This window comes from Mesorhizobium sp. M0571, from assembly GCF_040320985.1.
Classification (GTDB): Bacteria; Pseudomonadota; Alphaproteobacteria; order Rhizobiales; family Rhizobiaceae; genus Mesorhizobium.
On the sequence record NZ_JAMYQT010000043.1, the window covers coordinates 1 to 23710 of the forward strand.

A 23710-nucleotide genomic window follows, 5' to 3' on the forward strand; every position below is an offset into this window, starting at 1 on the left:
TCTGGGCCATCCGGCCACGGCTCTGCTTTGTCCACATCCACAGCTTGAATCATAACCCAGCCTCAGACGAAACCCCAGTAAGCCGATTTTCAAAACGGCCTCTTAGCGCTCACACACGCGCCGATCAAACGTGCTCGGCTCTATCGAGATTTTAACGTACGCTTCTCATGCAATTCTGTATGTCAATAGGACGTCAGCGGACAAGCCGCTTTAAGGCATTGATTTCATGGGGATAATTTTCGTATATAATGTCTTGCATACAGACTTCTACCCGGCATCACTATACACATTGAAACATTGCAGAAGAGCATGGGATCATAACTCGCTGTAACAAAAGCATTTTATCTCAGACAATATCAGATATCCACAGACATGTAGAAAACTTCAACGTCGGCGCGTTGACATTGAACGACGGCGACGATACAGCTTTAGATTGTCGCGATAGGGATGGTGCTGAAATGGCTGATAATGAAGGGCTGGAGCAGTTCACACTGACGCTAAAGGGGAATGGGGTCGAGATCAAGCGTGAGATCAGCCCAGATCAATTTGCTGCGATCATGAGCGTGGTTATTGGCAGAGATATGTCTGCCAGTAATACTTCGACCGCATCCACGGGAGCGCCGGTAGAGCTAGCAGTTAAAATCTCGCTCAGAGAATTTCTCGACGAGGTCAAAGCAGTGCGTAAGCCGGATCAAATTGTGGCAATAGGTCATTATATTGGCCTTCATGAGGGTCAGCCCACCTTCTCCCGTGAGGACATAAAGGACCGCTTTGCTGCTGCGAGAGAACCTATGCCCTCGAATTTCCCGCGAGATTTCGGGGTGGCCATCAAAGCTGGGGCAATCGCCGGGGCACATCAAAAGGCGGGCCACTACTACGTGACCAAAACCGGAATACAGGCTGTTGATCGGCACTTCGGGGCCGACGCGAAGAAGTAAGAGGATACGCATCCATGGCTCTCAAGGATTTGGTTGCGGATCGTGGCAAGATCACGGAGGAGATGATCGAGAAGATCATAGCCGATTATATCCGGTATGATCCAGGAACCTACGAAATCGTATTTACCCGGGCCGGCATGGCATTGGGGAACGACGCCAAAGTTCTAGTAATGCTTGTTGCGATTGTGGGCTGGAAGTACGTGACCGACGAAACTCGCTCGGCCGACACGCGACCTGCTGCTTTGGAAGCGCTTACTGGCATCCATGGCGGCTCTTTGCGCCCCACGCTCAAGAAATTGAAAGATTCCCGCCTTCTTGCAGTTGTTGATGGCCATTATTCGGTCAAGGTAGCCAACCTCGAGGCAATTGCGAGCACGGTTGCGGGGGAGAAGGCGTTGGCTCCCGCCAAGCGCACTGCCGGTAAAGCTGACAAGATAGCGAAAACGCTTTCGCCAGATGAACAGGCGACCATCCAGACTGGTCAAACAAGCAGGCGGAAATCGGTTGTGCCGATCCGGGCATCGCTAGACCGGTTAGTAAAAGATGACTTCTTCTCAGAGGTGCGGACTTTGCCACAAGTCTTGGCTGAGCTACATGAGCGCGCAATTATAGCCAAGACAACATCCCTATCTGGACCCATCGCCGATCTGGTTCGAAACGGCAAGTTGAAGCGCAAAAAGGTCATCAACGGAAACAAGGAAATATGGGGCTATAGGGCGGCTTAACATGCGCGACACCATCATCGCGAACCTGTCCGCACATATCCAACCCTGCTGGTAACTGAACTGGTCGACGCTTACGAGCAATTATTAGCAAAACATCGCGCTGGAGACTTGGAGGGCGCGCTGGTGAAAGGCGGCCGGCTCGTCGAGCAGGTGTTTCGGACGATCGAACATCTCCGTACGGGCACCACGCCCGTCGAGATAAAACAGGTCGCCCAAACTATGAAGCAGATAGAAAACGACACGTCACTTTCGGATTCGCTGCGATTCCTCATACCTCGTGCCGCTTATGGCATGATCTACGACCTCCGCAGCAAGCGAAACGCCGTGCACGTGAAGGAAATTGATCCAACTTCCATTGACGTATCCCTAGCGGTGGCAGGGGCGAGTTGGATCATCGCAGAGTTCCTACGGCTCTATCATGTCAGTGATGACAAAGCTGTAGCCCAGGCGATGCTTGCGCTGACGCGAACTTCGATCCCATTGATCGAGGCCATCGATGGAGAAGTGTTTGTGGGTAAACCCGTCGCGGCAAAGTATGAGCTGCTGTTACTACTGGCCCATGCAAGGCCGGCAGGATTGACGCGCACCGAATTAGGTACCGCTGTCAAGTGCAGTCAGCCCTCGGTCAGCAACGGACTTAAAGACCTAGTCAAGAAACGCTATGTTCATTTGTCTTCAACAGGCCAGTATTTCGTAACCAGTGCCGGCGAACAAATGTTAGCGGAGTGGCTCATTTCTGTTCAGTGAAGGTTGAGCGGCACCCTTCTAGCCTCTCACCCGGCGCGCTCCCTCCACCCGCGTCAAGCCGCTCCTGCAGATGCCCATTGAGCACAATCATCTCCTTCAGCGCCTTAACCGCATCTCCCTTATGCAATGCAATGAACTTGTCAGCGATGGCCTGCAGCGCTACCTCCTGGCGGCTGTCCAGTGTCACAATGTGGTCCATGGCGGCGCCTCCGATCGTGCCTGTTGAATTGAACAAAACGGGAACAAAAATGTCAAGAGCGAGTTGACTCAGCGAGGAATGCCTTCCTATTTGTCAGCAGGCGGGGCGGTTGCTCACAAATCGAGGAGAGCCGCGATGGGCAGACGAAAAAGCCGGTTTGACAGGCTGTCGGCAAGGGATGCGGAGGCGCTCATCAGGGACGCTTTGAGCCTGCGCAGGACTGTGCAGTCGTCGCAGTTGCATCTCAAGGCGCATGGCGAGCTGTTCTGGCAGCTTTGCGGGCTTGTCGAGAAATTGCACGAGGTGCTGGCCAGCGTCGCGGAGAAGCAGCCCGATTATCGGATGGCGCACCTTGGCCTGCTTCCCCTCCCCGAGGATTACTCGACCCGGAAGTGACCCATGGCCGGGCCGATGGACAGCGTTGGGCGTGCCGCCAAGGCCAACATGCTGCTCATCGTGGAGTGCGGCCATTGCTACCATGTCGGACGCTTCAAGGCCAATGATGTCGCCCAGGTGGTGGGCTGGAACAAGCCGCTGGAAGCGATCAGGTTCAGGTGCAAGCGATGCAGCCGGAAGGACACGACGGTGAAGACGCAGTTCATCGACCAGGATCATCCGCCCAAGGGCTACATCTGGGTGCTGCAGAAGGTCAAGCGCTAGAACAATGAGCCTTGCGCCGGCGCCTGCTGCGGAAACTTGATCTGCGTCGCCGGTTTTTCGACGATCACCAGCGCATCACCGGGCGCCGGGCGCTGCAGGTGCCTTGCCTCCGACCACGGCGCGGTGAGCCATGTCTCGGTTTCTTCCGGCGTGGTCAGGATCACCGGCATTGCCTTTTCGTGGATCGGCGCGATCAGCGCGTTGGGCCTGGTCGTCATGAAGCCATAGACCTGGTGATCGGCGGGGCCGTCCTTGACCTTGCGAATGCCCTGCCAGCGCGTCCACAGGCCGGCGAAGAAGAACAGTGGGCGGTGCTCGCCGAGTGCAAACCAGTAGTTGCGCTGAATGCCGGTCTCGGGGTCCTTGTCGCCGGGCGTCGGGCTCGGCTCGGCGAAACTGGTGACGGGCACCACGCAGCGGTTCTCGATACCGAGATATTGCTGCCAATGGCCGTATTGCGGGTTGCGGATATTGGTGGTGCCGTAGTCGGCCTTGCCCTTGACCCGCTCCAGCGGCGTCGGCATGCCCCACAGCAGATTGGCCAATTCGCGTTCCCCGTCCGGCGCGTTCCGCACCACCGGGCCTGGCTGGTTGGGATAGATGTCGATGGAGGGTTCGAGATTGCCGAGGATGTCGCGCAAGGCGCGGGTCCACTGGCGGATGGCCTCCTGGCTGGTCGTGATGTTGTAGAGATTGCACATTCCGAGCCGTTCCCAAATGCTCAGGCATCTTGTTGGAAACGGCCCGGAATTTCCAGCGCTGTCCGCCCGGTTGCTGACACGGCCGGCCGTGTCAGCAATGGCTTTTCAATGAGACCTACCGCGCCGATTGTCTCATAGCTTGTGCGGCGACTGCCGCGAGGAAGGCTCTCGCCGCGGCATCGCACGCCGCTCGGGATGGGCCTTTGGCAAAGAGAAGAAGCTCGGCGGCTCGAATGTTGAGGCCGTGCTTGTTCGCGAATGTGGCTAGATCGTAGGGCTTGCTGTCGTACGGCTCGTTGTCGTAGTCGATCGTCAGATCGTAGTTTTCTCTCATTTTTCTTCCTCCCGTTAGCGATCTTCCCCCTCCTGTCGCTAACGCAAAGTTAACGTCGAGGGCGGCGAGCGAGTCCACCAATCAGGGATTGTATAAAACCGGTACCGTGCGAGGTTTTCTCGGAACCGAGGCCCTCAGCCGTCCAGCGCCTCGTGCTGGTAGAGCTCGTCCATGCTGAGCGTCGCCAGCGCCGCGAAGGGCGCCTGCTTTTGCACACGGCCGTGGCTCAGGATCACAACGTCGTCGCAGAACGAGATGGTGCTGCGGTGATGGCTGATAACGATGGTGGTACGGCGGCCGGCCCGCGACTTGAGCGTCTCGACGATCGCCGCTTCCGACAGGCCGTCGACTGCATTGGTGGCTTCGTCCAGGATGAGGATATCGGGATCGCGCACCAGGGCTCTGGCCAGTGCGATCCGCTGCCGCTGTCCCGCCGAGAGATTGACACCGCGGTAGCCGACGACCGTCCTGTAGCCCTGCGGCAGTTGCTCGATAAACCCATGCGCTTCGGCCAGTCTTGCGGCGCGCTCGGCGTCGGCGGTGGAGGCCGCGTCCTGCCCGTAGATTATGTTTTCAAAAATCGTGCCGTCGACCAGTTCCAGCTCCTGGCTGGCGAGCGCGATATGCTTTCGCCATTGGCTGGGGTCGATCCGGTCGAGAGGCGATCCATCGACGAGAATCCTGCCGCTATCCGGTTCGACGAAGCGGCACAGGAGATTGACGATCGTTGTCTTGCCCGCGCCCGACCGGCCAATCAGCGCGGTCGAGCGGCCGCTGCGGAGGTCGAAACTCGCCGCATGCAGCACCACCGCGCGCTGCTCCGAGCCGGAATAGGTAAAGGTAACGTCTTCGAACTTGATGCCTTGGCTGAGCCCGGGGAATGGCCTGTTGCCTTGCGGCGGCTGGGGCTTGTCGGACGGGTCCAGCATCCACGTCACCTCTTCCAGCGATCCGCTCAGGCCTTGCAGCTGGCTCCAGGCCATTTGCAAAGACCGCATATAGGGCTGCAGCCTATACAGCAGGATGACGAAGGCGACGATCAGCGGGAAGCTGACATTGGCGAACCAGGCGCCGATCACCACCGCCAGGAACAGCATGGCGTGCAGGACCTCGGTCAGCGGCGGCAACGCTCCCTGGCGCGTCAGCAGGACGAAGGCAGCCCGGCGCACCGCATCCGACGCCTGGTCGAATGCCGCCTTCTCGCGTTGCTCCTGGCCGAAAATGCGGATCAGCCGTCCGGCATGCACCAGATGCAGCATCTGCGATGCGAGCTGGCTGTTGCGGGAGGCGACGCTGCGGCTCGGCGCCTTCAGATTGGCCGACAGCATGGCGTGCGCGACCTGGACGAGGGCCAGCCCCAGCGTGACCAGCAGCGTCATCTGCCACGATAAAAGCAGCAGGAAAGCCAGAAGGATGATCGCGGCCGATGCATTGACGATTGCCCCCAACGTGATCTGGATGGCATCCGAGGCCCGCCAGGATTCGTTGGAGATGATGTTGAGCAGCCGTCCGGGGCTTTGCTGCAGGAAGAACGGGTAGCCCACCCGCAGCAGCTGCTCCGACAGCGCGCTGCGGATCGAATGGCTTGCCTTGCCGTAGATGAAGGTGGTCAGCAGCGTGTTGGCGAAGGCGAAAAGGTTCTTCAGGAGGATGGAGCCGAGGATGGCGACCGAAATGACGATCAGCCGGTCGCGCTCGCTCAAGCTCGACCCGACATGCTGGAAGACGGCGGAAAAGCCGGCCATGCCGGTCTGCCCCTGCTGGCCCATGATTATGTTCAGCAACGGGATGATCAGGCCGATGCCGAAGCCTTCAAGCGCCGCGCTGAGCAGCCCGAGCACCACCACGGCAGGAAGCAGGCGCAACTGCTTTCTTCCAAGCGCGCGGCGCAGCATCGGCAGGCTAGGCGGCATTATTCGCATAGTGGCGGATCACCTCGCCTCGGCATTTGCCTGTTGCTCCTGTCGCATCTGCGCCGGCTGCGGCGATTTCGCCAGCAAAAGCACCGCGAATTTGGCTGCGCCGAGCAGATTCATGCCGACGATCGGCCAGTGCGACAGCTTGAGTTCATGGTCGAACGGGGGACCATTCACCAGTTCGCGGAAGGCCGCCCTCGTCGACCAGTAGAAATGCCGAAGCAGCCACGGTGCATGGCGAATATGCTTCAGGCAAAGCCCGCCATTGCCCATACTGTAGTCGCGGTGCAGCTTTTCGATGGCCTTGCGGTCGCGCCGGCCGTGATGGTGGTAAATCGTCATGTCCGGCACATACTCGACCGGGATGCCGAGCAGCACCGCCCGCACCAGATAATCCGTATCCTCCGCCGAGCGCAGCGGACCGCCGGCACCGAACCGTTCGTCGAAACGCCCGATGCGGGCGGCAACATCGCGGTGCATCGTCATGTTGCAGCCGAGCACGAAGCCGCCGGGATGGACATCGGGGGTAAGCCGCTCGCGCACCGGCGACCGTTTGATCGTGAACGGCAGGTCCCGGGGATCGCCGATCTCGACGCGCCCGCCCCTGATGACCCGTTCGCCGGCCGCATAGTGCCGCTGCAGATCGCGCAAATAATCCTTGTGGACTGCGCAATCATCGTCGACGAAGACCAGCACGCGGCCCCGCGCGCGCTCCAAGCCGGCATTGCGCGCAGCCGCCAGTCCGGGTCGTGGCTCACAAATAGCGGTGAGCGGGATGTCCGACAGTTCGGCGATGCTGGCCAGCCGTTCTGCCGTGCTGTCGGTCGAGCCGTTGTCGACAACCACCAGTTCGGCGGCAAAAGCGGTATGGGCGCGACAGGCGGCCTGAATCGACCTGATGCAGGGCTCGAGCACGGCGACGCGGTCGCGCGTGCAGACAATGAAGCTGACCGCCGGCGCCGGCCCGTGCTGCGGCCGGGGCGACATGGCCGCCGGCACCGTCGAGCGGCCGCGTTGCTGGAGCTGGTGCGATTTGACGAACATGCGCTGCTAGCTCAACTGGTTCGAAGGCAAAACCGCCGCGGCCGGCACGGATTGCAGATACCGTGACAAGGCATCGACCTGCCTGGTGATCGACATCGAGACGAGACTGAAACGCGGCGCGAAGGCACCGGTCCGAAACACGTACTGCTCGCGGCGCCGGATGAGTTTCCATTTCGCCGTCCGCGTCAGGAATTCGTGCATCAGCAACGGCTGCCTTTCCCCCGCTATGAGCTGGTAGAGGAAATAGAACAGGTTCAGCGTGCCGGCCTGATAGCTCGGCCTCGTCTCGGCCGGCAGCCCGGCTATCCTTTCTTCCAGCGCGAGGATCCATTCGGCGACACGGCGAACCGTGTCCATCGACAGGACCTCACCGATGGCGCGGAGGTCTTGCGTTTCTTCCGCGAGCCCTTCGCGCTCGAGGTTCTCGGCCACGATCTTCAAATGCGTCCTGCGCATTTCCCGCTTGTGCCTGTTGGTCACGCTGTCGTCATGGATACGATAGGCGATCAGGCTTTCGGGGATCATGGCTGCCGGATAACGATCGGTCAGCCGTCTGAACAGATCGAAATCCTCGGCGTGCTTGTAGCTTTCGTCATAGTATAGAACGCGGTCTTCGATGATCCTCCTGTTATATACCACCGTCGAATGCATGAAGATCGTGAAGAACATCGACAATACTCGCAGGATATTGTCCTGGAATACCGGGTCGGGCATACCCCTGACGATGCGGTTGCCAAGCAAGGTATCGAAGCTTGCGCCGCATAGAGCGAGGTCAGGCTGCTGGTTGAACAGCGCGACCTGACGCGACAGGCGCGAGGGATAGGCAATGTCGTCGGCGTCCATCCGGGCGACCAGATCGCCGCGGGCCACGGCCAAGCCTTCGTTCAGCGTTGCGATCAGGCCGCGGTTTTCGCGTGAGATGATCGAGATGCGGTTGTCGGCCTGGCGGTATTTCTGCAGGACCTGCAGCGAGTTGTCGGTCGAGCCGTCATCGATGGCGATGACCTCCAGGCGATCGTAATCCTGGCGCAGGATGCTGCCCAGCGCAGCGGCCAGATAAGGTCCCGCATTGTAGATCGGCAGCAGAACGGACACCAACGGCGCAGCCATGATCAGCCCCGATCGGTTCGTTGCAGATTGCGTGGCAAGCGTGATGTGCCATCAACCGGCGTACCCAGATACGCTCCTGCCGCGAGCCATCCGGCATTGGTCGTGTTGACGCCTGTCGGGAAGCCGGCGCGGCCGCTTCGAGCAACATAGGGGAAGTGGCGCTTCAGGCTGTTGAGCGGCTTTTCGAAAAGCAGCCACGAGACTGAAGCCAGCATGAGGGTCGCCGTTCCCGCCACCAGGAACCGCCCCGGCCCTTGCTCCGAGACGTTGAGCGGCACCCAAGGCTGCGACTTGACGACCAGCGCCAGCACTATGGGATGGTAGAGATAGACGCCGTAGCTGATGCGGCCAAAACCGAGTAGCGGCGGCAGTTCGAGAAGTTTTCCGGCGCGACCGCCAATGCCCGTCGAACAGCTTGCGACGATGACCACCAGCGGCGCGACAGGCAGGATCTGCAACAGCAGCCAGAGGCCCCATTCCTGCACGGGATTTGCCGGCGTCGGCGCAAACCACTGCAGAACGAAAAACGCCGCCGCGAGCCCCGGCCAGCCAACTCGAAGCCATTGCGGCAAGCCAGAAGCTCTTGACCGGTAGGCAGCAAGCAGCGCGCCTGACGCCAGTGCATCCATCGACGCCGGCGGCAGCAGGTCGCGCGCTAGGCTGGGCGTTCCAGCGATCGGCCAGTAAAAGCGATAGGCCAGCGACAACAGGATAACGCCGACGCAGATCGCCTCGAGGCGCCGGCGCGGCGCCAGCAAAACGATCAGCGGCCAGGCAATATAGAACTGCTCCTCGATGCTCAGGCTCCAGAAATGGCAGAGCAGCCAGGGCGTCCATTCATTCTGCGATGCGTACCAGAAATTCGACAGATAGAGCGCATGCCAGATCAGCGATCCCCTGGACTGCTCCAGGTCCACCAGCCAGACGAAACCCAACACGGCGAAATAGGGCGGGAATATCCGCAGCGCCCGCCTGATATAGAAGGATTTCAGCGCCGGCGCGGCTTCGAATTCGGCGGCCGAGCGGGCTTCCAGCAGCAGGCGGGTGATCAGAAAGCCGCTCAGCACGAAGAACAGGCGCACGCCGATATGGCCCCAGAACGAGGACCCTCCGGCCGCGAAGAAATGAGAGTACAGCACCATCGTCACGGCGATGGCCCTCAGCGCGTCCAATTGCGTGTCGCGCGCGTTTCCCATCAGCGGCGTGCGCCGGCGGGACGGCGAAACTGCCAATTGGTCAACATGGCGGCGTCGTTCACGGCGCATTCCAATCGGAAGCGCCCCCCTCAGGCAGAATAGGGCGAACATTGTGCAACGCAACACAAAAAGTTGACACATTTGAAACAGGCACGTGAGGCGTGGCTAATAAAGGCTCAAAAAACAGCAGGAAACAGCCTGAATTGTCCACTTTTGACGATTATCGCGCGCTGCCTGGCGCGCCGATATCGGCGGCAGATGTGCTGCGATGCAGCATACTCGCCGCCTTCACGGGCGCAAAATTCGTCTGGGGATAGGTTGGCCCAGCGGGCCCGCTGTTGCTGTGCCGGCTGCAACTCCGTTCGCGGCAGCGGTGGGTATGCGGTCGCGACCGACAGAGCCGGCGACAGAAAAGCCCCCGGAAGCGGCGTGTTGAAGCGGGACCCGCTTCGCGGCACCCACGCGAGCTTTCCGCCTCCGAGCGACATTACGCCTCCTTGCTCGCATTCGCGAGCACCACTGTGCGACGCTCCGGGAGCCCCATTCCAACGAGCGCGCCGGCGAGCGAGAGCAGAGCGGAGACGCCGATTGCTGACGCGAAGCCGTCGCTGAAGGCAGTTGTGGACTCGAAGCTTCCCGTCCCGGCGAACACCGCACCGGCGATGGCGATCCCTGACACGCCGCCGAGGAAGCGGAACGTGTTGAACGTGCCGGCAGCCTTGCCGACCTCCGGCCGCGCGACCGCATTGAGGACCGCGTTCTGCGCGGCAGGCATGGCCATCGATACGCCGGCGCCCGTAATGATCAGTGGGGCGACTAGCTGGATGTAGGGCAGATCAGGTGCTGCGATCTGCGCCAGCCAAGCCATTCCAGCCGCTTGCAGGATCAATCCGGCCACGACAAGCCAGCGCTCGCCGACGCGGTTGATCAGGCTGCCGGAGATCGGTGCGACCACGAAAAGCGTGGCAGTCCAGGGCAGCAATCCCATACCGGCGCCGAGCGGCCCACGGCTCTGGGCAAACTGCAGAAACTGCGGCAACAGGAACACGAGCCCGTACATGGCGGCGCAAAGCAGGAAGTTCGCGCCGACGCCCGAGGAGAATGCGCGTGCCCGAAAGAACCGCAAAGGCAGCATAGGCTCACGGGTACGCAACTGCCAAAGGACGAATGCGATGGCGAGAAGCAGCCCGGCAGTCAGCGCCGTCAGCACTTCAGAGCTGCTCCAGCCCACGATGTTGCCGCGCATCAGACCCCAGACCACTCCAAATGACGCCGCAGTTACCAGCACGACGCCGAGGACATCGATTGCCGTGCCCGGCCCGTAACTCTCCGGAATCCGACGCAGCACCAGCGGGATGAGAACGATGCCGACCGGGACATTAAGCCAGAAGATCCAGTGCCAGGAGAGGCCTTCGGAGATCGCACCGCCCGCCATCGGACCGATGATCAGGGCCAGGCCGGTGATGCTGCTGAAGATCCCCAGCGCCTTGCCTCGTTCCTCCGGGGGGAAAGCGACGCTCAGCAACGCCATGGCCAGCGGCATGACCATTGCGGCACCTGCGCCCTGAACCGCACGGGCCGCAATCAGCAATCCGGCACTACCAGCGAGCGCGCAGGCAACCGACGCTGCGACGAACAGCGCCAACCCGGCGACGAGCGTACGGCGGCGGCCGAACCTGTCACCGAGCGCTGCCCCGGTCATGAGCAAAACGGCAAAACTCAAATTGTAGGCGTTCATCGTCCATTGCAGCGTCTCCAGCGAGGCATCGAGCTCGATCCGCATCGTACTCAATGCGGTCGCGACGACCATCGCATCGAGAACGACCATCAAAGAGCCTATCGACGTGAGGGCGAGAACCCAGACCTTCGTTGATCCCGCACTTTGCTTGCTCATGATTGTAGCGCCTCCGGATTGGACAGAGGGCCCGGTAGTTCACGAGCCCACGTTCCAGAGACGCGTAGGGACCATCAAAGGATTCCAGCTAAAGAAAGTTTTTTCGACCGAATCCTTTTGCCATCGTCGAGCGTCTACAAGACGCTTCGCCCGATGACGGGCGCGTCTGCCCTGGGAGATACGCTTGAAATCGATCCTTGTGCGATGACCGGATCCGCAACCGGCACGCCGGAAGGACGGGAGCCATTTGACCGGCTGCTCGGCGAATTGCGGCCGAAACTGCACCGCTATTGTGCCCGCATGACCGGTTCGGTGATCGATGCCGAGGATGTCGTCCAAGAAGCTACGGTCAAGGCCCTCGAGGCGTTCCCCGGGACCGGGCCGATAGCCAATGTCGAGGGCTGGCTGTTCCGCATCGCGCACAATGCCGCGCTCGACCATCTACGCCGTCGTGCCAGGTTGGATGCCGCGCATGTCGTTGAGGATATCGATATGATACCTGACCCCGGTATGTCGGCCGAGAGTCGTCACACTGCAGCCGCAAGCCTGCAAACCTTTATGCGCCTGCCCGCCGCGCAGCGTAGCAGCGTCATCCTTATGGATGTGCTCGGCTATACGATCGAAGAAATCGGCAACATTATCGACAGCAGCGTTCCGGCGGTGAAAGCCGCACTCCATCGCGGCCGTCTGCGCCTGCGCGAGGTCGCCGGCGAGCCTGACGACCGGCCTGTGCCGGTGTTGGCCGAGCCCGAGCGGGCGCGTCTGGCAGAATACGTGGAGCGGTTCAACGCCCGCGACTTCGATACCATCCGCGACATGCTGGCCGACGACGTGCGGCTTGACCTCGTCAACCGGCTCCGGGCGAGTGGCCGCACAAATGTGGGCCGGTACTTCCACAATTACGCGGGTATCCACGATTGGCGGCTGCTTCCAGGCCTGGTCGATCGGCACCCAGCCATTCTTGTGATCGATCCGGATGACTCGGCCGGAGGGCCAAAATACTTTATCCTGCTGGAATGGGCGGACGACAGATTGGTGAGAATTCGCGATTTCCGCTATGCGCGCTACACGCTTGATGGCGCCGAGGTGGTGCCTCTGCGAGCGTAGCAATTCTCTTTTCAGAATATCGAACCGAGCACTGGCCAGACCGCTTCCCGGGACCGCACCAGCTATTTTGGATCGCGACCGCTTGCCTCCAAGCGGCCGCCCTTTTTCGCCGATCCTGCTTTAAGCCGGTTGCAACTCCCTGCGCGGCAGCGGCGGGAAGGCGATCGCAATCGCCATCGCGCCAAGCCCGACAAGGGCCGAGCCGATGAACAGCCAGGAATAGCTGGCATAGGCATCGAACACCATGCCGCCGGCGAGCGGGCCGAAAGCCATGCCGAGGCTGGACAGCATGGTTACGGCACCGAACACCGTGCCGAGGATGCGCTGGCCGAAATATTCGCGCGCCAGCACCGCATAGAGCGGCATGACGCCGCCATAGGTGGCGCCGAAGATGACGGCGAGCGTGTAGAATTGACCAAGCTCACTGACCGCGAGATAGGCTGCGATGACCACGGCCTGTATGGCCAGCCCGGTGATCAGCACCGGCTTGACGCCCAGCCGATCGGCGAGCACGCCGTAAAGGAGCCGGCCACCCAGCCCTGCCAAGCCCTCGATGCTGTAGATGCTGACCGCCGCCATCGGGGCTATGCCGCACAGCATCGCATAGCTCACCATATGGAAGATTGGCCCCGAATGCGCGGCGCAGCAGGCAAAGAAGGTCAGTCCCAACACGATGAATTGCGGCGAGCGCAGCGCCTGCGGGACCGTCATGCCGGCACCCTCCGCTGCAACGCTTGGGGTGGCGCCGTCAGCAGCGGGCTTGGGCGGCTGGCGCACCAGCAAGGCGGCTGGTAGAAGCAGCACCCACGCCGTGATGCCGATGTCGAACATCGCGGTGCGCCAGTCATAGGCCGAAATCAGCCAGCGCGCGAAGGGCGAAATGGTCATTGGCGCCACGCCCATGCCGGCCGAGACCAGTGAGACGGCAAGGCTGCGGTTCTTGTCGAACCAGGCGGAGGTCAGCGCGATCATCGGCGCGAAGAAGGCGCTTGCCGCGAGGCCGACGAGCACGCCATAGGTCAATTGGAAAACGAGCAGCGAGCCGGTGCGGCTGGCCAGGACCAGCGCCAGGCCGAGCAGCACGGCGCCAACCATGACGACGATGCGGGCGCCGAAGCGATCGTAAATGGCGCCCCAGGCGAAGCCGCCGAGGCCCATCACCAGGAAGTTCAGCGTCATCGCACTCGATATGCCGGCGCGCGACCATTGTGTGTCGAGCGCCATCGGTTCGAGGAAGATCGCCAGCGAGAACATCGCCCCGAGGGCGACACAGGTCATCAGCGCGCCAGCCGCGACGATAACCCAACGATAGGGAAGGCTCATTTCACTTTTCTCCCGTGCCGGAAGCGTTGATACGGCACGACCTTTTCGAGCTTCGCCGAGCCGCTTGCGTCCGAAGGACGTTGGAGATGTTTTGAATCCGACAATCCGGTTGCATTTTTTATCCAGTCGGCGCGACGGCGCGGGTCCACGGCTTTGCTGCCCATTCCACGGCTTTGCTGGATTGACCGCGCACCATTCGAAGCGAGATTTCCAACCGGCGATCAGGAGCTGTCAAGCATGGCAAATCAGGAACTTCATCGCGGCCGTCTCATCGACCACCTCCAACTGGTGGTCAGGGATCTTGCGGCCAGCCGCCGTTTCTATGAGGCGGTTCTCAACGTGCTCGGCATACCGATTGGTGGCGCCGGCGATGATTATTTCTGGGCCGACGAGCTGTTCGTCTCCAGCCCCGACAGCCGGGCGGCCAGGGGACAGCTGACCGGCCGCCATCACCTGGCCTTCCAGGCAAAGGACCGCGCCATGGTCGACGCATTCTACAGGGCCGGCCTTGGTGCCGGCGGCACCGACAATGGCGCGCCGGGCGAACGATCCTACCATCCCGGCTATTACGCCGCCTTCCTGCTCGACCCCGACGGCAATAACATCGAGGCCGTCCATCACGGCCCGGCCAACCGCAGCGCCGATTCAGTGAAGATCACCTTCTAGCTTTGGGTAAGGGTGGTTCGCTGCGCAGAAGCCGGCACGGTTGGTCTCTGCCAGAAGCTGGGTGTTGCGTCATAGACCATGCGTCTGCGCTATCGCATCAGCATCGCCATTTGGCCCGCAAGGAAGTCGACGAACAGCCGCGCGCGGACCGGCAATTGCCTGCCGAACGCATGGACGATGTGAACCGGCATGGTCGGCATCGCCACCTCGGGCAGAATGCGGACCAGCCGGCCGGCGTCGAGATCGTCCTGCACGGAAACCGCATCAGATGCGCGATGCCGGCGCCGGCAAGTGCTGCATTGCGGATGGCGCCGCCATCATCGGTGTCGAGCCGCCCATCCGGCACAATCATGGTGCCCTCGGCAAAGGTGACGGGATAGGGCCGGCCGGCCATCTGGTAGCGGATGAAGTCATGGTTTGCCAGATCCTCGATCGAAGCCGGACGGCCGCGCCGTTCGACATAGGCGGGCGAGGCCACCAGCACGATCGGCAGATTGGCGATCTTGCGCGCGACGAGCCCAGTGTCTGAGAGCGGTCCCATGCGCACGGCAACGTCATAGCCTTCGCGGATCAGATCGGCGTGGCGGTCGGTGACGCTGAGCTCAAGTTTCACTTCGCCATGTTGCGAAAGGAACGCTTGCGCCCATGCGGCGATCAGGCCGCGACCGAGTTCGACCGGCGCTGTAACGCGCAGCAGGCCGCGCGCCGTATCGGCCATCTGGACGATGTCTTCGGCATCGTCCAGCGCCCTGAGCAGCGGCGCCACCCGCTCGTAATAGGCGATGCCTTCGCTGGTCAGCCCGAGCCGGCGCGTCGAGCGCTGGATCAGCCTGACGCCGAGCCGGCGCTCGAGCCGCGCCACACTTTTCGATACCGCCGACGGGCTGGAGCCGACCAGCCGGCTGGCGGCGTGAAACGAGCCGGCGTCGACCGTGCGCACGAAGGCGACGAGGCCGGCGGTCTTTTCGAGGATCGTGGTCATTACGGAATTCCAGGCACGAAAGAATGGATCAGGCCGATCCTAATACGCTTTTTGATCGTCATTAAATACCGCTCATCATCGATAATCGATAGAGGAGAGATTTGATGAGCAAGCTGAACGGCAAGGTCGCCATCGTCACTGGCGCCTCCAAGGGCATCGGCGCCGCCATCGCCAAAGGTTTTGCAGCGGCTGGTGCCGCCGTGGTGGTCAATTATGCCTCTTCGCGAGAAGGCGCCGAGCGGATCGTCGCCGAGATCGAGGACCGTGGCGGCCGCGCCGTCGCCGTCCAGGGCGACGTATCGCAAGCGGCCGACGTGCGTCGTCTTTTCGAAGCGGCAAAATCGGAGTTTGGCGGGCTCGACATACTGGTCAACAATGCCGGCGTCTTCGCATTCGAGCCGCTGGAAGCGGTGACCGAGGCCGAGTTCCACCGCGAGTTCGACATCAATGTGCTGGGTATCATCCTGACCATCCGGGAAGCGGTGAAGCATTTCGGCCCGGGCGGCGGCAGCATCATCAACATCAGCTCGATCGCCAGCCGCAATCCGCAGCCGAACTCGCTCGTCTACGCCGCCACCAAGGGCGCGGTGGACACGATCACGCTGTCGATGTCGAGAGAACTCGGCGCCCGCAATATCCGCGTCAACGCCATCGCGCCCGGTGGCGTCGACACCGAAGGCCTCGAGCGCATCGGCATCGTCGGCAGCGACTTCGAAAAGCAGATCATCGCCATGACCCCGCTCGGCCGCTTCGGCCAGCCCGACGACGTCGCCGGCGTCGCGGTGTTCCTCGCCTCCGACGACGCGTCATGGCTGACCGGCGAGCGCATCACCGCCTCGGGCGGCTGGCGATAAGCGTAGAGGGCGCGGACCTGCCGTTTCACGCACCATGCCACACGCAGCGCGACGTCGATGAAACACTGCAATCGATGACGAGAGCGATCTAAGCCCTATGTTGCTGCGAGGGAGGAGCGCGGTGCGGTATCGATGACGGCGAGAAGCTAGGGAGGTAAGGATGACGGGCGACGAAAGAGCAATCCGAAAGCTGGTCGAGACGTGGATGGATGCGAGCAAGCGTGGAGACATCGCGACCGTCCTCAGCTTGATGACGGACGACGCTATCTTCATGGTTCCCGGCCGGGATCCCTTCGACAAGGAGATCTTCGCGGCAGCCGCGCAGGAGACGGCCGACGTTCATATCGACGGCACGAGCGATATCGTGGAACTACAGCTTCTCGGCAGTTGGGCCTTCATCCGCAGCCGCATCGACATGACCGCGACCCCGCCGAATGGCGAGCCGGTCCATCGATCGGGATATGCGCTGACGCTCCTGCGCAAGGAGGCGGATGGTGAGTGGCGGCTCGCGCGCGACGCAAACCTGCTGACCCTGCAAGGCTAGAGCCGGTCTCCGGCATCTCTGCATCGGAAGGCGCGCCAGGGGAGCGACCAGGGGGGAGCGATAAGATGGCGAAGATGCGATGCAGGTCGCCCTGAACAGCGTTCCGCTCCTCTACCCGATCACACCGGCAAAAGCGCGTTCGGCTTGACATCGGCGATGGAGGCGAAAGTGTGCGTTTCGCGCACGCCGGGCAGTGGCAGGATGACCCGCTGCAGGAAATCCTGGAACACCGCCATATCGGCGATCCGCGCCTTGACCAGATAATCGAAACCGCCAACCACCATATGGCACTCCAGAACCTCCGGAGCTTTCGCCACGGCTTCGGCGAAGCGGTCAAAGACATGCGGCGCCGTGTGGTCAAGCCGGACCTCGATGAACACCAGCGTTCCCCGGCCGACCTTGCGCGGATCAAGCACGGCCCTGACCGCGGTGATGAACCCGTCGCGGAACAGGCGCTTCACCCGCTGGCTGGTTCCGGTCGGCGACAGCCCGATACGGCCGGCAAGATCAAGCGTCGTCCGGCGCCCGTCTTCCTGCAGCAGCCGGAGCAGGCTGCGGTCTATCTGGTCGAGGTCGCCCATTTCACAATCCACGCTATCTTGGAGATTTGTGTGCTGATTTCACGCAGAGATGCCAAAATCAACGTATTTCATCACATAAAACCTCGCAATAGCCTGCGCTTCCCTCACCCACTCAAAACGTGGTGAGCCGATTTCGACGAACACAGGAGTGCAGGATGACCAAGGAAGCGTTCAGCCCAGCCGGCAAGAGTGCGGCGGAAATCAGCAAGGGAGCGACCGAGATCCTGGCGCTGAGCGAAGCCGACGTGATGGCGTGCATCGACCTCAGCCAGCTTCTCGATGTTCTGGAGGAGGGCTTCAAGGCGCTGTCACAAGGCAAAGTCGTCAATCCACCCCGACCACAACTCGACATCCCCGAGGCCGGCTACAGCCTCGCCATGCCGGCCTGGATGGAGGGGATGAATTTGACAGTCAAGATCGTCAACGTCTTCGAAGGCAACCTAGCCAAGAACTTGCCCAGCCACCTCGCCACCATCAGCCTGTTCGATCCGCTGTCCGGCCTGCCGGTGTGTATCATGGACGGCACATTCATAACCGCAGTGCGAACCTCCGGCTCCGCCGTGCTGTCGGTGCGCGCGCTTGCCCGCCGGGATGCCAGGACAGCGACAGTGGTCGGCGCCGGCGTGCAGGCCAACCAGCATCTGCATCTGTTGCCCTTGGTGCGCGATTTTGCCGAAATCCGTGTCGCTTCGAAGAGCTTCGACGATGCGGCAGCACTTGCCCGGCTGCATCCGTCGGTGGTGGCGGTCGCCGACCTCGAGACGGCAGTGCGCAGTTCCGACGTGGTGTGCCTGGCGACCCACTCCTACCAGCCGGTGATCGACGCAGGCTGGGTCCAGCCGGGCACGCATGTCTCCTCGGTCGGGGTGGCGCCGCCCGGCGGTGAAATGCCGATCGAGCTCATCGGCAAATCCAGTCTTTTTGTCGAAACCAAGGATGCATTCAAACGGACCCCGGTCGGTTCTTGCGAGCTTGCCGGCTTCGACCGGGATTTCGGCACCGAGCTTGGCGCCATGCTGCTCGACCGCGCGCCGGGCCGCGTTTCGGATCAACAGATCACCACCTACAAGGCGATGGGCATTGCGATGGAAGACATGGTCGCTGCCGACCTCGCCTATCGTTGCGCCCGGCGTCTGCGCAAGGGAAAGCTCATCGTGCTGTAGGCGCGCGCCGCGCGCCAGGCGGGATCGACGTTGCTGACAAAGGCGCTTTCGCGCAAGCGGCCGGGCTAAAGGCCGCCCCCTCAGGCCGGCTCGCGCTTCAGCGCCTGCGCCATGCAGTGAATGCCGCCGCCGGTCTTCGAGATCTCGCTCATGTCGATGGCCGCCACCTCGAAGCCGCGCGCCTTGAGCTGACCGATCAGCGTCTGGCTCGAGGTCGGCGCGATCACCCGGTCCTTGCCCAGCGACATGAAGTTGCAGCCGAGCGCCATCGTGTCCTGGAACGGCACGTCGATGATTTCGTGGCCCTTGCCCTTCAGCCAGTCGACGATGGCCGGCTCCGTGCAGGCGAGGCAGACAGCGGTCAGTTTTTCAGCGATCGGCACCACCATCAGGTCGATATGGACATAATATTCGTCGATGAAGGCGATGCGGGTCTCCCAGCCCTCCTTGTCGAACCAGGCCTGCACTTGGCGCGCGCCCTCCTCCTGCGTGCGGGCGCCACCGCAGCCGATCAGCACGACGCCGTCCTCGATGACGTTGAAGTCGCCGCCCTCGAACGTGCCCGCGGTGACCATGTCGTAGATCGGGATGCCGAGCTTCTCATAGGTGCGGATCGCCGCGTAGTTCTCGCCGCGCCGCCACCACTGGGCCATGGCGGTGATGATGGCGCCATACGGCGTCATGACGCTGGAATCGCGCGAGTAGACCTGCATCGGCAGTTCCGGCGTCGGCTCGTGCCAGTGGATGTTGACACCGAAATGCTCATAGGCGGCGACCAGATCCTTGTGCTGCGCTTGCGCGATCTGGACGTTGCATGGCGCTTCGCGCAGATGCTTGCGCGACAGCGAGCTGGTCGAGAGATGGCGCAGGAAATTCGGCGAGCCGAGCAGCACGTCGGTCAGGACATCGGTTTCGTTGGCGAAACCCCAGGCGGTCAGCGGCTTGGTGCCGCCGGCCGGGTTACGGCGCTGCAGCGAAAACGGCTCAGTGACGATGCGATCATGGACGGTCATGGGGTTCTCCTGGTGAAGGGTGGCCTTGGTTGATCATGTGGCTTGGTTGCTTGGTATCCACCAATCCCGTCCGCGCGGGGTGGTGATGTATTCCGGCCAGCGAAATCCAATCGGCGGCTCGTAGTCGCAGAGCGGCGCGATCCAGTTCGCGCCGCCAATGCCGCCGCCGGTGCGGCTGATGAATTCATCCGTCGCCGCATCGCGCGCGGCCTGGTCTTCCAGCAGGCGAAGTGCCGCCAGCGCGACCGTCTTTGCCGCGCAGGTGACCATCGGATCGATGGTGGCAGAAATGCCGCCCAGCGCATTCATCGCCCAGGACGGATAGGCGTGGCCGTTCTCGGATCGCAGCGCCGGCCGGGCGACGTAGAACCGCGCCGTCGGCGTCTGCCACGACATGTCGGTGTAATCGTCGGAGGTCGAATTCAGCTGCGATGGCGGCAAGTCACGGCGCAGGATCGCCTCGGCATCCTGCGGTGCAATCAGCCGCTCCAGTTCGTCGATGAACGGCTCGTCGGTGGCCGTGCCGCCGGCATTGACCTGGATTTCGCGGGCGATCGCCTTGGCCGTCTCGTCCCAGCGCGGCGGCCCGACCGCCGACAGCGCCTCATAGGCAATATCAGCCATAGCGTGGTTGGCGAGCCCCGGCCGCGACTTCGACACCCAGTGCCGCTCATGGCGGCAGCCGCCCATCTTGGCTGCGGCTTCGGCATTGCGGTCGAGCGTGGCGGTGACCTGCTCGGCCATCGCCAAGGTCGGCACGCGGATCATGTACTGGATCTCGGCCAATCCGGCCGGCAGATTATCGGCGGTCGCCTGCCCCGCCGTCAGGATCGCCTCGCTGATCGACCAGCCGCCCTGATGCGGCAACATGGAATCGCGTAGCGCCTTGGAGGCCATGTACATCATCATGAGCGCGTCGTTAGCGCCGGGCGCCCTGACCGCCGAATGCGCCTGCGGGATGGGCGCTGCGTCGCCTGCCGCCCTCGCCCAGTTCTGAGGCTCGTCGCAGATGAAGCGGTAGATCATCGCATAGGCCGCGCCGCAATGCGTGTCCCAGCGCGCCGTGTTGCACAGCGGCAGCATGTAAAAGGGATGGAAGGAGATCATGCCCGCCAGCCCATCGTAATAGCCCTTCGCGGCATGGATCGGCTTCGATCCCCTCACCTTCTCCGCCGGCTCGCCGGTGAAGCGCAGCGTGCCTGATACGCCGTGGCGCTGCATCGCCGCCTTGGTCGCCAGCAGCCCGCCGAGGCTGGCAATGCCGAGCCCGGAATGCGGATCGGTGTGGCCGCCGGCCTGTTCGCCGAGGCCCGGACGCGGTCGCTTCACCGTCGCCGCATCCTGGCAATTGCCAGGCACCGCGTCGTATTCGGCATATAGGCCGATTGTCGGGCCGGTCCCGTTGGTCCAATGGGCGCAGAAGGCGGTCGGCATGCCGCCGGAGCCTTCTTCGACCGAAAAGCCCTCATCCTTCAGGCGCTCGACATACCAGGCGGCGGACTGGTACTCGCGCCAGGCGGTCTCGCCGAAATCGAAGATCGTCCGCGTCCACGCCGACAGCGACGGCTGGATGTCGTCCAGACAGGCAAGCGCGGTCGCTTGCGCCGAGGTCACCGGTATCTCCATCCGTCAAAGAAAGCAGTGAAGCGCCTCGCCAAAAAGTGATATGTTTTTCCGGCTCATGCAAATTCGGTTCACCTCTTGAGAATTCCCTCGACGCAGGCGCTGCGCGCTCTCGACAGTTTTGCCCGCCACGGCAGCGTCTGGCGCGCCGCTGACGAACTGCATCTGACCCGCAGTGCGGTCAGTCATCAATTGCGCCTGCTCGAACGCGATCTCGGCTTCGACCTGCTCGAGCGCATCGGCAAGGGCGTGGCGCTCACCCCCCGCGGCCAGCGCTACGCCAGCGACGTGCGCAAGGCACTGACGGTGCTGGGCGACGCGGTGACGCGCCATGCCGGCACCGGCATCGGCGGCTCATTTAGTGTCAGTTGTACGCCGGGCTTCGCCTCGCTGTTCCTGTGCACCCATATCGGCGAGTTCCGGCAGATGTACCCCGACGTCGCGCTGCGCATCCTGACGCCACGGCGCCTCGACGATGTCAGCAACGCCGAGGCCGACGCCTTCATCGCCTTCGGCGTCGGCAACTGGCCGAACCGCGCGGTCGAGCTGCTGTGCGAGATTTCCTTCACGCCGCTGTGCAGCCCGACGCTGCTCAACAAGATCGGCGGCTTCTCCAAACCGGCAGACGTGCTGCGCGCCAATCTCCTGCATCTCGGCGATACCGAGGACTGGGCGCGCTGGCTGGCCCTGTCCAAGGTCGAGAACCCCGACGCTGAAGGCGGCATCTTCTTTTCCGACATGAACCTGGTCTTTTCGGCCGCGATCGCCGGCCAGGGCATCGCCATGGGCGACGAGCTGACCAGTCGCCGGGCGCTGAGCGAAGGCCGGCTGGTGCGTCCCTTCGACATCGCGATCAATTCGCCGCGCTCGTATTTCCTCGTCTCGGAACATGCCAAGGCGGCGCATCCGGTGCTAGAGGCGTTTGGGCGGTGGTTAAGGTCGAAGCTGTCGGAGAACAGGGAGCGCTAATCTCCCCCCTCAAGGGGGGAGATGGCCGCGAAGCGGCCAGAGGGGGTCGGTCCGACCGGGCTCGGCCTGCTGCTGCAGAGATTGCCGCTCCACGCGAGGCGACCCCCTCTGTCGCCTTCGGCGACATCTCCCCCTCAAGGGGGGAGATGTCGCCATAGATGAATCAAATTTGCCGGTCGGGCGAAAACTATTCGGTTGCGGTGAACCTATCCCCTGCCCTACGATTTCGCCTACGCTAAGGAAAGGGCAGGATGCAGCAACCCGGCCGGGCCGCAGAGATCAAGGCAATCGGGATCGGCAAGAGCTTCGGCTCGTTCCGTGCGCTGGACGATCTGACGCTCGATATCGGCCGTGGCGAGTTCCTGACCCTGCTCGGCCCCTCCGGTTCCGGCAAGACCACCTTCCTGATGATCCTTGCCGGTTTCGTTGAGCCGACCGACGGTCGCCTTTTTAGCGACGGCATCGACATCACCGACCGCCCGGCCGAGCAGCGTGCCGCCGGCATGGTGTTCCAGGGCTACGCGCTGTTCCCGCATATGAGCGTCGAGGCCAACATCGCCTTCCCGCTCAAGGTTCGCAAGAAATCGTCGGCCGAGATCAAGCGCCGCGTCGGCGAAATGATCGAGCGCGTCGGGCTGAAGGGCCACGAGAAAAAACTGCCGGCGCAGCTTTCCGGCGGCCAGCAGCAGCGCGTGGCGCTGGCGCGTGCTCTGGTTTTCGAGCCGGGCGTGCTGCTGCTCGATGAGCCGTTCTCGGCGCTCGACAAGGGCCTGCGCGGCCAGATGCAGGCCGAGATGAAGCGGCTGCACCAGGAGACCGGCACCACCTTCGTCTTCGTCACCCATGACCAGAGCGAGGCGCTGGCGTTGTCATCTCGCGTCGCCATCTTCAACCATGGCAAATTGCTGCAGGTCGGCGCGCCGGACGAGGTCTACGACCGGCCGGACAACCGCTTCGTCGCCGAGTTCCTTGGCGAGATCAACATGCTGCCGCTGAAGGGCGTGCGCCCGGCCGACAATGGCTCGACGGGCCTCTGCGAAGACCGCGCGATCAGCATGCGCTGCAAGGCCGAGAAGGTCCGTGGCGACGCCATCCTGGCGATCCGGCCGGAATATATGTCGATCGCCCGCGAAGCCGCCGCAGGCGAGAACGGCATTGCCGCGACTGCCGTCGCCTCGACCTATCTCGGCGCTGCAACGCGGCTCGATCTGACGACGCGCCAAGGCGCCAAGGTGACGGTCTCGGTGCCGAACGAGGTCGCCGCCTCTGCCCTCAGCAAGGGCAATTCCGTCTGGCTGACCTGGCCGGCGGAGAAAGGCTTCCTCCTTCCGGATGGAGGACAATGACGATCGGCGACGATCGGCGTGGCGAATTCGCCAAGCTGACTTTCAGGAAATACCAACGAAAAAAGGGGAACTGAC

26 protein-coding genes are annotated in these 23710 nt (G+C 62.5%); 12 read left to right on the forward strand and 14 right to left on the reverse strand.

Annotation, left to right across the window (positions count from 1 at the left end; all coding sequences use genetic code 11):
* The first annotated feature begins 404 nt into the window (after window positions 1-404).
* The 3 genes from NKI85_RS30055 (at window position 405) to NKI85_RS30065 (ending at window position 2410) form a co-directional block, all read left to right on the forward strand.
* The gene (locus NKI85_RS30055; protein WP_352523929.1) at window positions 405-938 is read left to right on the forward strand and encodes a hypothetical protein; all 534 of its coding nucleotides are present in this window, start codon (window positions 405-407) and stop codon (window positions 936-938) included.
* Window positions 939-952: 14 nt separating this feature from the next.
* Complete coding sequence (locus NKI85_RS30060) at window positions 953-1663, forward strand: hypothetical protein (protein WP_352523927.1); 711 nt, start codon at window positions 953-955, stop codon at window positions 1661-1663.
* 108 nt (window positions 1664-1771) lie between these two features.
* Window positions 1772-2410 carry a hypothetical protein gene (locus tag NKI85_RS30065; RefSeq protein ID WP_352523926.1) on the forward strand — a complete coding sequence of 213 codons (639 nt, stop codon included), beginning with the start codon at window positions 1772-1774 and terminating at the stop codon, window positions 2408-2410.
* Here the strand turns inward: NKI85_RS30065 and NKI85_RS30070 are convergent.
* Window positions 2394-2609 (reverse strand): hypothetical protein, encoded by a 216-nt coding sequence (locus NKI85_RS30070; protein WP_352523924.1) that lies wholly within the window; start codon window positions 2607-2609, stop codon window positions 2394-2396. The genes NKI85_RS30065 and NKI85_RS30070 overlap by 17 nt on opposite strands.
* Window positions 2610-2744: 135 nt before the next feature.
* On the opposite strand from NKI85_RS30070, the gene NKI85_RS30075 reads away from it, so the two are divergent.
* A complete protein-coding gene (locus tag NKI85_RS30075; RefSeq protein WP_352523922.1) occupies window positions 2745-3005 on the forward strand; it encodes a hypothetical protein in 261 nt (86 codons plus the stop codon).
* Between the two features lie 3 nt (window positions 3006-3008).
* Window positions 3009-3269, forward strand: a complete 261-nt coding sequence (locus NKI85_RS30080) for a hypothetical protein (RefSeq protein WP_352523921.1) — start codon at window positions 3009-3011, stop codon at window positions 3267-3269.
* On the opposite strand, the gene NKI85_RS30085 is transcribed toward NKI85_RS30080, so the two are convergent.
* The 7 genes from NKI85_RS30085 to NKI85_RS30115 form a co-directional block, all read right to left on the reverse strand.
* A complete protein-coding gene (locus NKI85_RS30085) occupies window positions 3266-3970 on the reverse strand; it encodes an SOS response-associated peptidase (protein WP_352523920.1) in 705 nt (234 codons plus the stop codon). The genes NKI85_RS30080 and NKI85_RS30085 overlap by 4 nt on opposite strands.
* 115 nt (window positions 3971-4085) lie before the next feature.
* Window positions 4086-4304: a hypothetical protein gene (locus NKI85_RS30090; protein ID WP_352523919.1), complete on the reverse strand. Its 219-nt coding sequence runs from the start codon at window positions 4302-4304 to the stop codon at window positions 4086-4088.
* A 134-nt stretch (window positions 4305-4438) separates the two neighbouring features.
* Window positions 4439-6226 (reverse strand): ABC transporter ATP-binding protein, encoded by a 1788-nt coding sequence (locus tag NKI85_RS30095; protein ID WP_352523917.1) that lies wholly within the window; start codon window positions 6224-6226, stop codon window positions 4439-4441.
* A gap of 9 nt (window positions 6227-6235) precedes the next feature.
* On the reverse strand, window positions 6236-7264 hold the full coding sequence (locus tag NKI85_RS30100; RefSeq protein WP_502896172.1) for a glycosyltransferase family 2 protein: 1029 nt from the start codon (window positions 7262-7264) through the stop codon (window positions 6236-6238).
* 6 nt (window positions 7265-7270) lie between these two features.
* The gene (locus NKI85_RS30105) at window positions 7271-8374 is read right to left on the reverse strand and encodes a glycosyltransferase family 2 protein (RefSeq protein WP_352523915.1); all 1104 of its coding nucleotides are present in this window, start codon (window positions 8372-8374) and stop codon (window positions 7271-7273) included.
* Between the two features lie 2 nt (window positions 8375-8376).
* Window positions 8377-9570, reverse strand: a complete 1194-nt coding sequence (locus NKI85_RS30110; RefSeq protein ID WP_352523913.1) for an acyltransferase family protein — start codon at window positions 9568-9570, stop codon at window positions 8377-8379.
* A 487-nt stretch (window positions 9571-10057) separates the two neighbouring features.
* Window positions 10058-11464 (reverse strand): MFS transporter, encoded by a 1407-nt coding sequence (locus tag NKI85_RS30115; protein ID WP_352523912.1) that lies wholly within the window; start codon window positions 11462-11464, stop codon window positions 10058-10060.
* Window positions 11465-11668: 204 nt separating this feature from the next.
* Between NKI85_RS30115 and NKI85_RS30120 the strand changes: the two genes are divergently transcribed.
* Entirely contained in the window at window positions 11669-12571 is a 903-nt protein-coding gene (locus NKI85_RS30120; RefSeq protein WP_352524200.1) for a sigma-70 family RNA polymerase sigma factor, read from the forward strand.
* A 120-nt stretch (window positions 12572-12691) separates the two neighbouring features.
* Here NKI85_RS30120 and NKI85_RS30125 read toward each other — a convergent pair whose 3' ends face one another.
* Window positions 12692-13894 (reverse strand): MFS transporter, encoded by a 1203-nt coding sequence (locus NKI85_RS30125; RefSeq protein WP_352523910.1) that lies wholly within the window; start codon window positions 13892-13894, stop codon window positions 12692-12694.
* Window positions 13891-14058 carry a hypothetical protein gene (locus NKI85_RS30130; RefSeq protein ID WP_352523908.1) on the reverse strand — a complete coding sequence of 56 codons (168 nt, stop codon included), beginning with the start codon at window positions 14056-14058 and terminating at the stop codon, window positions 13891-13893. The genes NKI85_RS30125 and NKI85_RS30130 overlap by 4 nt, the downstream gene beginning before the upstream one ends.
* 73 nt (window positions 14059-14131) lie before the next feature.
* On the opposite strand from NKI85_RS30130, the gene NKI85_RS30135 reads away from it, so the two are divergent.
* The gene (locus NKI85_RS30135) at window positions 14132-14560 is read left to right on the forward strand and encodes a VOC family protein (protein WP_352523907.1); all 429 of its coding nucleotides are present in this window, start codon (window positions 14132-14134) and stop codon (window positions 14558-14560) included.
* 97 nt (window positions 14561-14657) lie between these two features.
* Here NKI85_RS30135 and NKI85_RS30140 read toward each other — a convergent pair whose 3' ends face one another.
* Window positions 14658-15542 (reverse strand): LysR family transcriptional regulator, encoded by an 885-nt coding sequence (locus NKI85_RS30140; protein WP_352779793.1) that lies wholly within the window; start codon window positions 15540-15542, stop codon window positions 14658-14660.
* Window positions 15543-15646: 104 nt separating this feature from the next.
* On the opposite strand from NKI85_RS30140, the gene NKI85_RS30145 reads away from it, so the two are divergent.
* A complete protein-coding gene (locus NKI85_RS30145; protein WP_352523904.1) occupies window positions 15647-16396 on the forward strand; it encodes a glucose 1-dehydrogenase in 750 nt (249 codons plus the stop codon).
* A 160-nt stretch (window positions 16397-16556) separates the two neighbouring features.
* On the forward strand, window positions 16557-16940 hold the full coding sequence (locus tag NKI85_RS30150; RefSeq protein ID WP_352523902.1) for a YybH family protein: 384 nt from the start codon (window positions 16557-16559) through the stop codon (window positions 16938-16940).
* A 119-nt stretch (window positions 16941-17059) separates the two neighbouring features.
* On the opposite strand, the gene NKI85_RS30155 is transcribed toward NKI85_RS30150, so the two are convergent.
* Entirely contained in the window at window positions 17060-17521 is a 462-nt protein-coding gene (locus tag NKI85_RS30155) for an Lrp/AsnC family transcriptional regulator (protein WP_352523900.1), read from the reverse strand.
* 155 nt (window positions 17522-17676) lie between these two features.
* Here NKI85_RS30155 and NKI85_RS30160 point away from each other — a divergent pair, with 155 nt between their 5' ends.
* Window positions 17677-18684, forward strand: coding sequence for an ornithine cyclodeaminase family protein (locus tag NKI85_RS30160; RefSeq protein ID WP_352779796.1), 1008 nt, complete (start codon window positions 17677-17679; stop codon window positions 18682-18684).
* A gap of 80 nt (window positions 18685-18764) precedes the next feature.
* On the opposite strand, the gene NKI85_RS30165 is transcribed toward NKI85_RS30160, so the two are convergent.
* Complete coding sequence (locus NKI85_RS30165; RefSeq protein ID WP_352523897.1) at window positions 18765-19697, reverse strand: dimethylarginine dimethylaminohydrolase family protein; 933 nt, start codon at window positions 19695-19697, stop codon at window positions 18765-18767.
* A gap of 33 nt (window positions 19698-19730) precedes the next feature.
* Window positions 19731-21323, reverse strand: coding sequence for a zinc-binding metallopeptidase family protein (locus NKI85_RS30170; protein WP_352779798.1), 1593 nt, complete (start codon window positions 21321-21323; stop codon window positions 19731-19733).
* 75 nt (window positions 21324-21398) lie between these two features.
* On the opposite strand from NKI85_RS30170, the gene NKI85_RS30175 reads away from it, so the two are divergent.
* Window positions 21399-22289 (forward strand): LysR substrate-binding domain-containing protein, encoded by an 891-nt coding sequence (locus NKI85_RS30175; protein WP_352523894.1) that lies wholly within the window; start codon window positions 21399-21401, stop codon window positions 22287-22289.
* A gap of 251 nt (window positions 22290-22540) precedes the next feature.
* Window positions 22541-23635: an ABC transporter ATP-binding protein gene (locus NKI85_RS30180; protein ID WP_352523893.1), complete on the forward strand. Its 1095-nt coding sequence runs from the start codon at window positions 22541-22543 to the stop codon at window positions 23633-23635.
* Window positions 23636-23710 lie beyond the last annotated feature (75 nt).